Source organism: Methanobrevibacter acididurans, from assembly GCF_046197875.1.
Classification (GTDB): Archaea; Methanobacteriota; Methanobacteria; order Methanobacteriales; family Methanobacteriaceae; genus Methanobrevibacter_A; species Methanobrevibacter_A acididurans.
Map to the genome: position 1 here is coordinate 119,481 of NZ_CP166991.1, position 15,123 is coordinate 134,603.

The window sequence follows — 15,123 nt, forward strand, 5'->3', positions numbered from 1 at the left end:
TTAAATCCTCCAAATTTTTATTTAATCTCTTTTTGTTTTTATTGTTTCAGTTAATGCAATTAATGGGTGTTGAGCGTCATCGATTATGTTTATATCATCAAATTTATAAATTCCTTGTGAATCTGCTGTTTTTTCCATTCCTAATCTTAAATCTTGACCTAAGTCAATAACGTATGAATCTATTTTATCGTATCCTAATTTTATAGATGCCACTGCTCTATGGTGTCCATCTACAAGAATCCATCGATTACCAGTTTTTACAACAATTGCAGGTTCTGCTAGTCCTCTTTCTAATTCATATATTCTTCCTTGTAATTCATCAGCATAGATTCTATCTTGGGTTGGTCTTAACTCATTAACTGGAACTTCTTTTCTTTTGAGTTTTGTTTTTATTCCATATAATTGTTCTAATGTTTCTTTAAAGTATTCTACCTTAGTAGGTGTGGAACGTTCTATATGTGATCTTACCATATCTGTATTGGTTATGATTCCTTTAACTTGTTTTTCATTGTTAACAACAGGTAATCTGGAAATACCATGTCTAAACATTACTCTTGAAGCATCATTAATAGACATATCATCTAATGCAACTACAACTTCATTAGACATTACTCCTTTAACTAATTCGGCCCAATCTTTAAGAAGTAAGTCATAAGCAGTAACTATACCTTGTATTACTCCATTATCATCAACAACTGGGAATCCATCGTGTCCAGTTTTTTTCATTATTTTAATTACATCAGCACTTGGAGTGTTAGGAGTTACAGTAATTACATTTTTAGTCATATAATCTTTTACTGTTGATTTTATTTTAGTTTCAGTACTTGTCATAAAATTTTATCCTCCTATAAATTCTATTTTCTTATTTTAATAAGTCATTTAAAATTTTAACAGTTTCCCCAGGATCTGCTTTACCTCGAGTTAATCTCATTACTTGACCCATTAAGAAATTAATTGAATTTTTCTGACCATTATTATAATCTTCAACTGCTTTTGGATTTTCATCAATTGCTTGTTTAGCAGCTTTAACTATTCCGTCTTCTTCAACCACACCTATTAATCCTAATTCTTCAGCTAAAACTTTTGGAGTTTTTTCTTCATTTGGCATTTTTTCAATAATTCTTTGCCCTGCTTTAGTTGTGATTTTTTTATTTTCAAGTAAGTTAAATAGTTCGATTAAGTCTTGGGATGTGATTTCACTTTCAACTAAATCAATTTTATTATAAGTTAATACTCTTTTAAGTTCATCTTTCATCCATAATGCAGCAAATTCTGGACTTATTTCTTTTACAACATTTTCATAAGTATCTGCTAAATCTATTTCAGAAGTTAATACTTTTGCAGATTCTTTATCAATACCATATTGTTTTTCGAATCTTTTTGCCTTGTTGTATGGTGTTTCAGGCATTATTTCAATTATATCGTTTATTTGTTTGTCAGATATTTGCATTGGAGGTAAATCTGGGTCAGGAATAAATCTGTAATCATCTGCATTTTCTTTGTCTCTCATTGATACTGTAATCATTTGAGTTTCTAAGTATGCTCTGGTTTCTTGTTTTATTTCTATTCCTCTTTTTGTAAGGTTTTTTTGTCTTACAACTTCAAATTTAAGTGCTTTGAAAGCTCCTTTGATGGAGTTGATGTTTTTCATTTCTACTCTGTTTCCTCCGTTTATGGAAACATTTACATCAGCTCTCATAGTACCTTCTCCACGTGCTCCTTTACTGTATTGTAGTACTCGTATTAATTCTTTTAAGAAGTTTCTTGCTTCTTCTGGAGATTTGATATCAGGTTCTGTTACAATTTCTATTAATGGAATTCCTGATCTGTTGAAGTCAACTGTTCCTCTGTCAGGTTTATATTGTCCTGGATCTTCTTCCATATGTATTTCTCTGATTCTAATACCATTTAATTCTCCTTCATATCCTATTGGGATACTTGTTCTTTGGTATCCACTGGATAAATCAGGGTAATCGTAATGTTTTCTCATAAAATAAGCTTGGTTTTGTTCTATTTTACAGTTAAGCATTAAAGATATCATTAAAGCATTTTTTATAGCTTTTTCATTTGTTGGGTAAGGTTTTGCTCCTGGTTGGTTTAAACATATTGGGCAAATATTTGTATTAGCTGGAGCTTCTTTATAATTAGTTTTACATTCACAAAAAAGTTTTGATTCAGTTTCTAATTGTACGTGAATTTCTAATCCACACATCATGTCTACATCAGATATAGTAATTCCTCCCATTGAATAATTTTTTTTAATATTAATGGAAATTTTTTTTATAAAAAATAGTAGTAAAAAATATTTTTATATTGATTCTTTTTTTTACTCTATAATATATATTGGTTAAGATTCTGTTTGAAATTATTAATAAATATTTTCTATATTATAATGTTTTTTTATTAATAGAAAAATAGAATTATTCTATTTGTACTTGTTTTTTAATGAATCTTTAATGTATCTTTTTATGTAAGGATTGAAATCTTTATTGTATTGACTTTTTTCAGATCCTAATTTATCTTTATTTGTAAAAGTTCCTTTTAATTTTCTTCCAGTCCATTGTACTTCTTCTTCTACTCTTTTACCATATTTTGTTCCGAACATTTTAAATAATGGGAATTTAGTTATTCCATTTGCTCCACTTAATATTAATATTCCAATATTTGCTAAGTTATCTACCCAAGTTCCACATATTATTTCTATTTTTGGGAAGTTTAATCTAATTGTTGAAACTACTTTAGCATAATATAAGGATGCTGGTTGTGAACTGTTAACATATACTGTTTCGGGGTGGGGATTTAGTGAATAAAATATAACTCTATCTATGTCATGTTCTTTCAGGTATTGAATTAAATAGTTAATGTCTTCAAATGTTTCCCCTAATCCTAAAATTATAGTTATGGCTTTTTTAAATCCTAAATCTCCAGCTTTATCTAACATATTACTTATATCGTTTAATGGTTTGCTTGGACATATTTCTTTTTGGAGTATGGGGTTTGCAGTTTCTACTGCTCCAGTTATTCCTTTAACTTCTTTTCCGTATTCTTCTAATTGGTCTGTTATTCCAGTGTTTAACCATACTCCTTCTCCAGTTATGTTGTATATATTTGAAGCTATTGATTTAATTTCGGATGTTGTAAATGATTTGTATCCTCCTGATAAAAATTCAATATTCCATCCTAATCGTTTACACATTTCTGCTTCTGCTAAAATATTATTAACTCTTCTTCGAGCTTTTTTAGGATCACTTATTTTATTTTTTTGGGTGCTCATATAACAGAATTTACAATCTCCTTTATCACACCACCATGATAGGAATATTGCTCTTTCTAAGCTAATTGTGTTTGAAAAATTTTTTAGTGTTAGTTTATTAGCTTTATTTATTTTTTCTAGTATTTCTGTGCTGTTTATTGTATTTTGTTCCATTTTATCCTTTGTTTATTTTTTTATTTTGAATTTTTTCTGTTTGTTTTTATTATGGGTTTTGTCTTTTAAATATCTAATTTTTCCATAAAGTTTATATATTATTAAAACATAGTTGTAGTATTGATATTTATTTGGTCATAGTATTTTTTTTGTTTTAAAATAGTTAAAACAAAACCTTTATATACAATAATTGTCCAAGTTAAATTGTATGTTCAAAATCTAATTTTTTTTATTTTGAGCAGAAAATTTTTATTGCATTCTGATTAAAGCATGGGTGTCTTATGCCATCGTAGCTCAGTAGGTAGAGCGTTCGGCTGTTAACCGATTGGTCACAGGTTCGAGCCCTGTCGATGGCGCTTTTTGGGCCCATAGCTTAGCCAGGTAGAGCGCCCGGCTCATAACCGGGCGGCCATGGGTTCGAACCCCATTGGGCCCATACCTAATCAAATGCATTTATATCTGCTTCGGTAGTGTAGTCCGGCCAATCATTTTGCCCTTTCGAGGCGAAGACTCGGGTTCGAATCCCGGCCGAAGCATTTAATTTAATATGATTTTATCAAGGGGAATGCCCTCTCCTTTCCGAAGCGGGGGTGCCCGAGCGGCCAAAGGGGACAGGCTTAGGACCTGTTGACGCAGGTCTACCAGGGTTCGAATCCCTGCTCCCGCATTAATCTATTAATTTTACTTATAATCAATTACTTTTACATATTTTATAATATGTTCAAATGCCGGGGTAGGGTAGGCGGTTATCCTACGGGACTGTGGATCCTGCGACTCGGGTTCGAATCTCGGCCCCGGCCCCATTTTTATAACTAATTTTACTAATTTTTCTATTCTTGTTTATTTAATCCAATTTTTAATTCAATAATATTTATTCTTATTATTAATTTTCAAATGCTTGGAAAAGTTCTTTTAATAGTCAAAATAAATTTATATATATTATTTTTAAATATTTATTAAATAATTTCAGATTATAGGATGTTGATTTTAATGGTTAAAAAAGGTTCTGCAGAAGAAAGAGACTTAGTTCATAGATTATGGAGTTTAGATTTTGCTGCAATGAGAGCACCAGCATCTGGAGGTGCTACAAAAAAGCCATTACCTGATGTTTTGGCAGGTAATTCAAAAATATATTTAGCTATTGAAGTTAAAACAACAACTAAAGATAAAATTTACATAGACTCTCCTCAAATAGATGCATTATGTGAATTTTCTAAAATTTTTGGAGCAACTCCATATATTGGAGTTAAATTTAAATATACTAAATGGTTATTTTTAGATCCAAAAACAACTGAAAGAACTAAAAGCAATAATTATAAAATAGAAAAAGATTTTGCTTTAGAAAAAGGTTTAGAACTTGATGAAATCACAGGTAAAGATAAGCAAATTAAATTTTAAACTTTTCATAAATTAAGTTTAAACATAAAGTTTAAATAATATTAATAACTAATTTTTATATACTGTAAGAATATTATTTCTTATGAATTTATATTTGGGGTTATAGTGTAACCTGGCATCATCTGGGACTCCAGTTGTCTTTGAAGAAAACGCGCAGTCTGATCAGTATGTGATTGATATGATGATCAATTGGAGTACTGAGACAAGAGAAATCCTAGGATCGGGGTTCAAATCCCTGTGACCCCACTTTTATATAACTATAATTATATGCTTTTTTTAGAATTTTTAATTAAATAAATTTAAAAATACTACTTTTAGGAGACTATTTTTAATGGAAAAAATTGGAAACATAATTTGTATTCATGGAAAGGATTTAGATTCTAATATTTATATTGTAGATGATATTATATTTGATACTGGAACTGGAGAAAATAAAGATTATTTGTTTTCCCAATTAAAAGAAGCAGGTGTTAATCCAGAAAATATTAAATTAATAGTTAACACTCATTGTCACTTTGATCATGTTGGAGGAAATAATTTTTTCCCTAATGCTAAAGTAGCAATACATCAAGATGATGCAGATTCACTAGAAAATTATAATAAAGAATTAACAGTTTGTAATCTTTTTGGTAGAACTATAACTAGACATGATGTAGATATAAGATTAAAAGAAGGAGATCATGTTGGAGATTTTGAAGTAATTCATACACCTGGTCATAGTCATGGTGGAATATGTTTATGGGATGGTGAAAATCTTATTTGTGGAGATACAGTCTTTGCAAATGGTGGTTATGGAAGACCTGATATTGGTGGAAATATTGATGAATTAAGAAAATCATTAAGAAAATTAAATAAATTAAATGTTAAATATTTATTCCCAGGTCATGGTCCATGGGTTAATAATGGTAAAAAACATATAGAATTATCTAATCAAGGAATTTGATTAGTTTTCATATATTATTTACTATTTTTATAAACTTAAAGCACTCTTTTTATTATCCATGAATTTTTTTTCAGCTTTTTTGAAGCAACCTCTTTTAACTAATATAGAAATTTTTTCTCCTCTAGCTAAAACTCTTCCAGGTTGAGGTATTTCTAATCCATCTTTAGTATAAATAGCAATTATTATACAATCTTTAGTCGGGGAAACTTCTTCTACTTTTTTACCCACTACTTTATCATTTAAAATGTTCATATCTAAGATTTCTGCACTACCTTCTCCAAATGATACTAAATCTGCTACATTAGGTCTAGTGATTAGTTTTTCTACAAATCCTGCAGCTGTTCTTTCTGGACTTATTACTTCATCTATTCCTACTTTTTTAAATGCTTCTTCGTGGTCTGGGTTACTTACACGTGCTATAATCTTCTTTTCATCATATTCTTTTGCTAATATACAAGATAATAAGTTAGCTTCATCGTTTCCTGTGGTTGCAACAAATATATCTGCTTCATCTATGTTTGCTTCTTCTAATGTTTTTGTATCAGTACCGCTTCCACAAATTATCATTGCATCTAGTTCCATTGCAGCATTGTTACATAATTTTTCATTATTTTCAATAATTGTTATATCATAACCATCATTGATTAAAAGATTTGCAAGTGAGAGTCCTACACGCCCTCCACCTAAAATTATCACATACATATTTTGTCATCCCATTTAATTTTTTTTAGAATAAGTTTTAATTAATTTATTAAATTTTTATCATCCATTTTAATTTTTCAGATTAATACTTTAATTTAATTAATATCTCAATTTTAATTTTTTTATTAAAATATCACTTATATTTTATTATAATTTATTAATCTTACTTCCTATTATATAAACTTATTTAAAGTTATATTTAATTTATTTATTTAGGCTTTTTTTAAATAGGGATGTGTTTTTATTATCCTTTTTTATTAAAAATAGATTTTAGGGTGTTTAAATTTTCTGTTTTAACCCTTTGTGAATTTGTCTATTTGCTCTTTTAAAAGATTCATAAATAGCTTTTAGAAGAACTAATACTGGTATTATTTCTAATCTACCAATCCACATATTTACAACTAATAAGTATTTTAATTCGCTTGGTAATAATGAGCATGAGGATCCTAACCATACTCCATTGTTACCTTGTGCAGATACAACATTAAATAATGATTGTAAAGGAGGATATCCATAAGCTAATAAAATTAACCAACTAATTGCAATAAATAGCATGAACAATGCGATATATGAACTGGATTCTTTAATTTCTTTATCTCCAATTGTTTTTCCACCAATCTTAGCATTGATAACTCTACCTTTCGGAGATAATAGATTCAATGTTGTTAAATTTATTCCTTTTAAAAAAGTTATAATACGTATTACTTTAATTGAACCTACAGTAGATCCAGATGATCCTCCTACAAGCATTAATATTATAATTACTAATAATGTGAAACCAGGCCATAATGTCATTACAGAAGAACTAGGTACATTTGCACCAGTTGTACTTATTGCTGATACTACCTGAAATACGATAATCATTGGATCCATATGACTTGTTAAATAAATTCCTATTGAAGAAATTATTATTAATACCATTATTGCTTGAAATTGCACATCCTGAATTATGGACTTTCCTTTACTTTTTATTGCCTTATAATGAACTGAGAAGTTAATTGATCCTATTATCATTATAATTATTGTTACTAAGTATATGGCATTACTATGGTATGCTCCAATATTCTCGTTTTTAATAGACATCCCTCCAGTGGAGATTGATGTGAATGTTGCATTTATTGAATCAAAAAGAGGCATACCAACTAATACATACATTATTATTCCAACAATAGTGTAAATAGAATACATTTCTAAGGTTTTATATAATGTGTTTACTACACTTGGTTTGATTCGATCGTCTCTTGCTTCTGATTCATAAAGTCTAGATGCAGCAGTACCATTCCGTATTAAAATTCCAATAAATATGATTACTACTCCTAATCCACCTAACCATTGTTCATAACTTCTTAAAAAAAGGATTGATTTAGGTAAAATTTCTACATCAGGAAAAATAGTTAATCCACTACCTGTCCAAGCAGACATATTCTCAAAAAAAGCATTTGTAAATGAGATGTCAATACACATCATCATTATTGCAGCACCAATAATTCCTGCCCATATCCAAGCCAAGGAGGATATTATCATTCCTTGTCGTAATCTAATTTTATCATAACAGGTAAACTTTCTATGTAAAACACTACCTAATAAAATAGAGATTAATGGAGGTATAATTAAATTTATATAAATATTTTCATGATAAATGAGAGCTATTATAATGGGGGCTAATAAAACAAGACCTAATCCTTGCATTATTATTCCAAGATAATGTGCACTTATTAAAATATCAGATTTATTTATATACTTCATTAATATTTTTTTATTTCTTCAATTATTTAAATTTTTATTGAAATATATATTTTTATTGAAATATTTATAAAAAAAAGTCGAATTTTATATGTATTTATAATATTGTTTTGTTTAAAAAATTAGTATTTAAATTAAATCATTTATTTATTAAAAAAATTTATAAAAAAAAATAAAAAAGTATTTTCCATAAAAAAACTTTTTTATAATTAAAACTTTAAAACAAAGTTAAAATTATATAAGTTAATATTTATGAAAAAAGGAGGTAGTTAAAAATTTATTCAACTACTTCTCCGAAAGCGAATTTTCGGCGGGTTGCATTAACTTTTATTTTTACTTCTTGACCAACTTCGGTTTCAGGAACAAATATGACAAATCCGTCAACTCTAGCAATTCCGTCTCCACTTTTACCTTGGTCTTCTATTTTAACATCGTACTCTGTTCCTACTTCTACAGGACAGGAGTATTCTTCTTGTTTATTGTAACTATCTTCAAACATTTATATTCACATCCGTTAATCAGTCAACACATTAAATGTTGCTTTTTAACATAATTAAATGCAATAAATGAGTAAAATAACATAAAAATTAATCTAATTTGCAACCAATCAAAATTTATTCACTAATATAAAATAATCTTAAAAAAATAATTCCTTCAAAAATTAAAATATAATTCATTAATAATTAAAATTAATTAATTTAGAAAAAGCTTATGATATATTCTCTACTTATGCATTAATTAATATTTAATTTTTTAAAGTATATAAACATTTGTTTTTTTAAGGTTCATAAACTAAATTTTCATAAAATCTTAAATATATTAAAAGTTAATACTTTATTAATAATTTTTTTATTAATCTTTTATGCAATAAATTTTAGGTTAGACAATGAAGTATAAATCTTATATATTCTTAGGTATTGGCTTATTAATCATGGTTGTGATGTTGTGGTTTATAGGTATTGATCAAGTGTTAAATGCTTTAAAAATTGCTAATATATATCATGTTATACTTGCTATACTTCTACAGTTTTTCACTTATTTCCTGTATACTTTTAGATGGGAAATAATTAATAAAGTAGCTGATAAAGATTTAGGTTTTAAAAAATTACTCCCTATGGTTTTAGTTAGCTTATCTGTTAATAATATTACTCCTAGTGGTCGAGGTGGGGGAGAACCTGTAAGAGCTTATCTTCTTACTAAAGAAGGTGGAGGACCTTTTTCTGAAACTTTCGCTACAGTTATTGCAGATAGAGCTTTAGATACATTCCCTTTTATTATATTAGCTATTATCACAATTGTTGCTTTAATAATGCATCTTACTTTAAATCCTATTATTGTAGTAGTTATGATAGCTGCAGTTATTGCAATTATTATTATTGTTTTTTTAATAGTCTATATGTCTATTAATGAAAATTTCGGGAATAAAATTATTAATTGGATTTCTAAATTAGCAATTAAAATTTTTAAGAAAAAAGATCCAGATAATATTAGAAAACAAGTTTCTGTAGCTATAAATGGTTTTCAAGATACAATGCGTAGTATGGTTAAGAATAAAAACATATTATATTATGCTCTACCTCTTTCATTTTTCATATGGTTTATAGAAATTTTAAGAGTGTATATTGTATTTTTAGCATTTGGTTGTTCTGTAACACCAGTCCTTATAGGTGAAGTCTTCATTGTAGCTTCTTTAATTGGAATGATTCCTGCATTACCTGGAGGTTTAGGTGCAGTCGATGGAGTTATGATTTTATTATATTCAAGTTCAGGTATTTCTCCCTCTATTAGTGCAGCAGCTACTGTTGTTGAAAGATTAATTTCATTTTGGATGACAACAATTATTGGATTTTTAGTTTTACCATTTTATGGTGAGGATGCTTTAAATAAAATTTCTTCGCTAATGTCAAGTGATGAAGAGGAAATAACTGAAGAATTAGATGAAGAAAATACTTTAAATGAAAAAGATGAATCTAATTCTAATGATTCTAAAGATTTGAGTAATAATGATTCATCTACTCCTAATTTGAATGATGATAATTAATTCATCATATACTCCTACTTTTTTTTAACACTTTTTTTATATTTTTATTTTTTCTATGAAAATTAAATAGAAAGCTTTATTTTATTTATAAATTATAAACTTTAATGATTGAATTATATCTTTACTAAAATTCATTTAGAAATTTAAATTTTTAAAATTTAATTACATTATTTTTTTAGTAAATTATAATTAAAATCTATCAATTTTGAAAAAAATCAATGGTGAAAAAATGGAAATAAATGGTGTAGATATTAAAGATACTTATGCAGAAGGTTTCGGAATTAAAGTTACAAGAATGTTAGTAACTGCAGCTACAAAAAAATTAGCTAAAATTGCTGTAACTGAAGCAACTGGATATGGAACTTCTGTTATTGGATGTCCTGCAGAAGCAGGAATTGATGGTTACGTACCTCCTGAAGAAACTCCTGATGGAAGACCTGGTTACACAATTATGATTTGTCAAGGTGGAAAGAAAGCTTTAGATCATGAATTAATGGAAAGAATCGGTATGGGAATTTTAACAGCACCTACTACTGCAGTATTTAACTGTCTTGAATCTGAAGATGTTTTAAAAACTGGTAATAAATTAAAATTCTTCGGTGATGGATTTGAAGAAGTAATAGATATTGATGGAAGAAAAATCCACTCTATCCCAATTATGTCTGGAGATTTCTTAGTAGAATCTGCTTTTGGATATAAAGAAGGTGTTGCTGGAGGAAACTTTTTCGTTTTAGCAAATAGTAAAATGAGTGCACTCGTAGCAACCGAAGCTGCTATTGATGCTATTCATAATGTTGAAGGAGTAATAACCCCATTCCCTGGCGGTATGGTTGCATCTGGTTCTAAAGTTGGATGTAATAATTATGAATTTTTAAACGCATCTACCAATGAAAAAATGTGTGTTACCTTAAAAGATAAAGTTGATAGTGATATTCCTGACGATGTTTATGGTGTAATGGAAGTCGTTATTGATGGTGTTGATGAAGATTCTGTTAGAGAAGCAATGAAACAAGGAATTAAAGCTGCTTGTAATGTTGATGGAGTTCTTCAAATCAGTGCAGGTAACTTTGGTGGAAATTTAGGTGCTTATAAAATAAATTTACAAGATTTATTCTAAATAAATCTTATAAATTCTCTTTTTTAAATTTTTTTTATATAAATTATAGTTTACAATTTTGTTCTTGTTAATCAAATATTTCTTGAGCTTGATTTTTAGTTAATTTAAGGATTTCATCATCACTTAAATCAATTCCCAAAATAATATTTTCATCAGATAATTTTTTCATCGCATTATCTATATCTTTAAATGTTTTTCCCGTCATATGGTGGGAGTGAATTCCTCCTACGGACTTGTAAAGATTTTTAATAGATTTTTTAGCAATTTCATTCTTTTCCAATATATTGTTGAATTTAGCATAATCTCCATTTTGAATTGAACCAATTTTCCGGATTAAAGGTTCTTTAATTCCAGGGAAATGATACTCAATATCTTCAAGATTACAATTATTATTCATAACTATTTTCATTTCATTTGAAATTTCTTCTACTGAATGTTTACATGTGATTTTAATTGATTTTGGAGACATAGCTGCATAATAAATATCGCTTCCTCCACTTGATTCAGGGGATACTACTTTGTTTGATCCTGCATTTTTTAATCTTTTAATATTTTCAGAGTAACTTGCTCTAGAAACAATCCATAATTCAGGTGCTATTTCTCTTGTAGTTAATACTATGAATAAATTGTTCACATCACTTCCAGTACATACTAACATTCCATTTGATTTCTCTAAACCAATTCTTTTCAATAAATTTGTGTCAGTTGCATCATCACACATTGTAATTATGTTTTCATCTTCATTTTCTTCATTTAATCTATCAATTATTTCCTTATTTTTTTCAATAATTAATACTTGCTGATTTCTTTTTTTAAGCTCATCTAAAACTACTTTACCTACTCTTCCGTATCCGCATAAAATATAATGATCTTTAAGATGACTTATTCTTTTTTTCATTTTCACACCGCTTCTAGCTTTTTCCATACCCTCAGTAATGACTGAGAATATTACACCGAATACATAAGCAATAATTGCAATTCCTGCAAAAGCTAAGGTCACTGCAAATATTCTCTGTAAAATTGTAGTAAGGATAATGTCTCCGTAACCTACTGTTGTTAAGGTTATACCTGTGAAATATAGTGCTTCCATTGGACTTAATTTCATTATGTATATTGAACCAATTTCTCCATATATTAAAATTGCAATGAATATGCCTATACCGTACTTAATTTTATTGGTGTCTATAAATTTTAATAGAGTTTTTATTAAACCATACCTTTCCATAAAATTTTCCCATTAACTTTTTTATAACTTAATTATTATTATATAAAAGATTAAATTAAATACTTTTCTTAATAAATATTATAGTTAATTATAAGAAAATAATTTCAGGTGGAATAAAATTTATGGATCCAATAGATATGCAGGTAACTGATCATAACTGTGAATATTTAGGTCTTTCTAGACTTTGTTTAATGGAGAATGCAGGTAAATCTTTATCTGATGAGGTTGCAACTTTATCTACTTTCACATTTTCTAAACCAGTTAAAATCGTTATTTTCACTGGTTCTGGGGGAAATGGTGGTGATGGTTTTGTTGCTGCTCGTCATTTACTAAATCGTGGTTTTAGTGTTGATTTATGTCTTTTAAAAAATGATGATGAAATCAAATTTCAGGATGCTCTTACTAATTTGAAAGTATTGCGTAATTTAAATCCTAGGGTTTCTCGTTTGAATATTAATTATTTAAAAGATTCTAGTGAAATAGATAAATTAGATATTGCCTTTAATAATAATTTTTCCGAATCTATTATTATAGATGGAATATTGGGGACTGGAATAAAGGGTAAGATACGTTCTAAAGAAAGACGAGCTATAGAAGTTATTAATAAATCAAATGCTTTAAAAGTTGCAATTGATGTTCCTTCTGGAATGAATCCGTTAACTGGTGAGGTTTTGGATGTTTGTGTTAAAGCTGATTATACTGTAGGTTTTCATAAAGTTAAAACTGGTCTAAAAATTGCTTCTGAAGATATTGTAGGTGGATTAATTACTTGTGATATTGGAATACCTCTTGAAGCAGAACTATTTGTTGGTGATGGAGATTTATTAAAACTTAAAAATAGGTCTAATAATTCTCATAAAGGAAATAATGGTAGTTTACTTATTATAGGGGGGAGTAAGGAATATTCTGGTGCTCCAGGATTAGCTGGAATTAGTGCTATAAGTAGTGGTGTTGATTTAGTTCATGTTGCAACTCCTGAATCTGCTGCTACTCCAATTAAATCTTATTCTCCAGATTTAATTGTCCATAGTTTAAAAGGAGATTATTTAAATTTAAATAATCAAGAAGAAATTTTAAATTTAGTTGAAGATGTTGATGCAGTTTTAATTGGTCCGGGGGCTAGTCAAAATGATGAAACTAAAAAATTATTTAATATTTTAGTTCATAAAATTAAAAAACCAATAGTTTTAGATGCAGATGCATTGAAATTAGTTAATCGGAAATTAATCTCTAAAAGAAATGATATTATATTAACTCCTCATAATAATGAATTTAAACAATTTTATCAAGATATTATTCATGAAGAAGGATTAACTTTTGATGATGTTAGTATGAGATTTGATAATTTAAACTATAAAACTGTTAATGATAAATTAACTTTTTTCCAATCTGTTACAAACTCAATTGAAGGAGTTACTGTAGTTAAAGGTGAATCTGATTTTATTTTCCAAGGATCTAAAGTTAAAATTAACACTACAGGTAATCCTGGAATGACTGTTGGAGGGACTGGTGATTGTTTAGCTGGTTTAACTAGTGGATTATTAGCTCAAGGTTTAAATGTTTTTGATTCAGCATCTCTTGCAACATTTTTAAATGGTAAAGCAGGAGATTTAGCCATGGATAAATATGGTTATGGTTTTGCTGCTTCTAATTTATCTGAATTTATTGGAAAGTTAATGGATGGAGTTTAATTGAATAATTATGTTGAAGGTGTATTTAAAAATAGGCCTAATCGTTTCATTGCTGAAGTTCTAATTAATAATGAATTAGTTAAAGCTCATGTTCCTAATACTGGTAGATGTAAAGAACTTTTAGTACCTGATGCTAAAGTTTTTCTTTTACCTAGTAATAATCCTAAAAGGAAAACTAAATATTCTCTTCATTTTGTTTTAAATAAAGGGGTGCTTGTGAGTTTATTTTCTCAACAAGCTAATGAAATTGTTTTTAATTCAATAAAACAAGGTATAGTTGGGGAACTTCAAGGTTATAATGTATTAGAAAGGGAAAAAACTATTGATAATTCCAGAATTGATATTTATTTAGGTAAATCTAAGGATGGAAATATTTTTGAGGATTGTTATGTTGAGGTTAAAGGTGTTACTTTAATTAAGGATGGTTTAGCCCAATTTCCTGATGCTCCAACAGAAAGGGGTAGGAAACATTTAAATGAGTTAATAGAACTTAAAAAAAGAGGGCATCGTGCTGCTGTTTTCTTTTTAATTCAACATCCCAAAGGTGATAAATTCAGACCGAATTGGGAAAATGATCCTGATTTTGCTAAAATTTTAAATAAAGCTTATTCTTCTGGAGTTGAAATTTTAGTTTATAAATGTGAAAATAGTTTAGATGGTATAACTATGCTTAATAAATCTTTAAGTTTTGATTTAAGTCTTTAATTCTATTTTATTTTATTATGTAGAAAATTTTTGAAAATTAGTTTTTCTTATTATATTTATTTTAATGACTTAGCTAAAAAAGTAGGAGTTTTTTTTAGAGTATAATATTTTAATTATTATATTCTAAAAAA

General features: G+C 27.9%; 13 protein-coding genes and 6 tRNA genes. 12 read left to right on the top strand and 7 right to left on the bottom strand.

Translation table 11 applies throughout. The features are described 5' to 3' along the window. Nucleotides 1-21: 21 nt before the first annotated feature. The 3 genes from ACA135_RS00545 to ACA135_RS00555 all read right to left on the bottom strand — a co-directional run bounded on the left by ACA135_RS00545 (nt 22) and on the right by ACA135_RS00555 (nt 3,427). Nucleotides 22-831 (bottom strand): CBS domain-containing ParB/RepB/Spo0J family partition protein, encoded by an 810-nt coding sequence (locus tag ACA135_RS00545; RefSeq protein WP_409198376.1) that lies wholly within the window; start codon nt 829-831, stop codon nt 22-24. Nucleotides 832-862: 31 nt separating this feature from the next. After that, nucleotides 863-2,215: an Asp-tRNA(Asn)/Glu-tRNA(Gln) amidotransferase subunit GatB gene (gene gatB / locus ACA135_RS00550; protein WP_409199055.1), complete on the bottom strand. Its 1,353-nt coding sequence runs from the start codon at nt 2,213-2,215 to the stop codon at nt 863-865. A gap of 210 nt (nt 2,216-2,425) precedes the next feature. After that, nucleotides 2,426-3,427, bottom strand: a complete 1,002-nt coding sequence (locus ACA135_RS00555; RefSeq protein ID WP_409198377.1) for a radical SAM protein — start codon at nt 3,425-3,427, stop codon at nt 2,426-2,428. Nucleotides 3,428-3,710: 283 nt separating this feature from the next. Between ACA135_RS00555 and ACA135_RS00560 the strand changes: the two genes are divergently transcribed. From ACA135_RS00560 to ACA135_RS00595, 8 genes are all read left to right on the top strand, one after another. Then, nucleotides 3,711-3,783 (top strand) — tRNA-Asn (locus ACA135_RS00560). Between the two features lie 6 nt (nt 3,784-3,789). After that, nucleotides 3,790-3,863, top strand: a tRNA-Ile gene (locus tag ACA135_RS00565). A gap of 25 nt (nt 3,864-3,888) precedes the next feature. Continuing rightward, nucleotides 3,889-3,963, top strand: a tRNA-Glu gene (locus ACA135_RS00570). A gap of 48 nt (nt 3,964-4,011) precedes the next feature. Continuing rightward, a tRNA-Leu gene (locus tag ACA135_RS00575) sits at nt 4,012-4,094 on the top strand. 60 nt (nt 4,095-4,154) lie between these two features. Then, nucleotides 4,155-4,230 (top strand) — tRNA-His (locus ACA135_RS00580). Between the two features lie 187 nt (nt 4,231-4,417). Then, the gene (hjc, locus tag ACA135_RS00585) at nt 4,418-4,825 is read left to right on the top strand and encodes a Holliday junction resolvase Hjc (RefSeq protein ID WP_409198378.1); all 408 of its coding nucleotides are present in this window, start codon (nt 4,418-4,420) and stop codon (nt 4,823-4,825) included. 96 nt (nt 4,826-4,921) lie between these two features. Then, a tRNA-Trp gene (locus tag ACA135_RS00590) sits at nt 4,922-5,071 on the top strand. 85 nt (nt 5,072-5,156) lie between these two features. Next, nucleotides 5,157-5,768, top strand: coding sequence for an MBL fold metallo-hydrolase (locus ACA135_RS00595; protein ID WP_409198379.1), 612 nt, complete (start codon nt 5,157-5,159; stop codon nt 5,766-5,768). Between the two features lie 27 nt (nt 5,769-5,795). Here ACA135_RS00595 and ACA135_RS00600 read toward each other — a convergent pair whose 3' ends face one another. From ACA135_RS00600 to ACA135_RS00610, 3 genes are all read right to left on the bottom strand, one after another. Next, the gene (locus ACA135_RS00600; protein ID WP_409198380.1) at nt 5,796-6,470 is read right to left on the bottom strand and encodes a potassium channel family protein; all 675 of its coding nucleotides are present in this window, start codon (nt 6,468-6,470) and stop codon (nt 5,796-5,798) included. A gap of 279 nt (nt 6,471-6,749) precedes the next feature. Continuing rightward, a complete protein-coding gene (locus ACA135_RS00605) occupies nt 6,750-8,216 on the bottom strand; it encodes a TrkH family potassium uptake protein (RefSeq protein ID WP_409198381.1) in 1,467 nt (488 codons plus the stop codon). 274 nt (nt 8,217-8,490) lie between these two features. Continuing rightward, nucleotides 8,491-8,712: a TRAM domain-containing protein gene (locus tag ACA135_RS00610; RefSeq protein ID WP_409198382.1), complete on the bottom strand. Its 222-nt coding sequence runs from the start codon at nt 8,710-8,712 to the stop codon at nt 8,491-8,493. Between the two features lie 387 nt (nt 8,713-9,099). Here ACA135_RS00610 and ACA135_RS00615 point away from each other — a divergent pair, with 387 nt between their 5' ends. Together ACA135_RS00615 and fhcD are read left to right on the top strand one after the other, a co-directional pair. Continuing rightward, nucleotides 9,100-10,254, top strand: a complete 1,155-nt coding sequence (locus tag ACA135_RS00615) for a UPF0104 family protein (RefSeq protein ID WP_409198383.1) — start codon at nt 9,100-9,102, stop codon at nt 10,252-10,254. A gap of 229 nt (nt 10,255-10,483) precedes the next feature. Beyond that, complete coding sequence (gene fhcD / locus ACA135_RS00620; RefSeq protein WP_409198384.1) at nt 10,484-11,371, top strand: formylmethanofuran--tetrahydromethanopterin N-formyltransferase; 888 nt, start codon at nt 10,484-10,486, stop codon at nt 11,369-11,371. Between the two features lie 67 nt (nt 11,372-11,438). On the opposite strand, the gene ACA135_RS00625 is transcribed toward fhcD, so the two are convergent. Continuing rightward, nucleotides 11,439-12,596 (bottom strand): NAD-binding protein, encoded by a 1,158-nt coding sequence (locus ACA135_RS00625; RefSeq protein WP_409198385.1) that lies wholly within the window; start codon nt 12,594-12,596, stop codon nt 11,439-11,441. A gap of 122 nt (nt 12,597-12,718) precedes the next feature. On the opposite strand from ACA135_RS00625, the gene ACA135_RS00630 reads away from it, so the two are divergent. Both ACA135_RS00630 and sfsA read left to right on the top strand, forming a co-directional pair. Continuing rightward, a complete protein-coding gene (locus ACA135_RS00630) occupies nt 12,719-14,287 on the top strand; it encodes an NAD(P)H-hydrate dehydratase (protein ID WP_409198386.1) in 1,569 nt (522 codons plus the stop codon). Beyond that, nucleotides 14,288-14,992: a DNA/RNA nuclease SfsA gene (sfsA, locus tag ACA135_RS00635; RefSeq protein ID WP_409198387.1), complete on the top strand. Its 705-nt coding sequence runs from the start codon at nt 14,288-14,290 to the stop codon at nt 14,990-14,992. Nucleotides 14,993-15,123 lie beyond the last annotated feature (131 nt).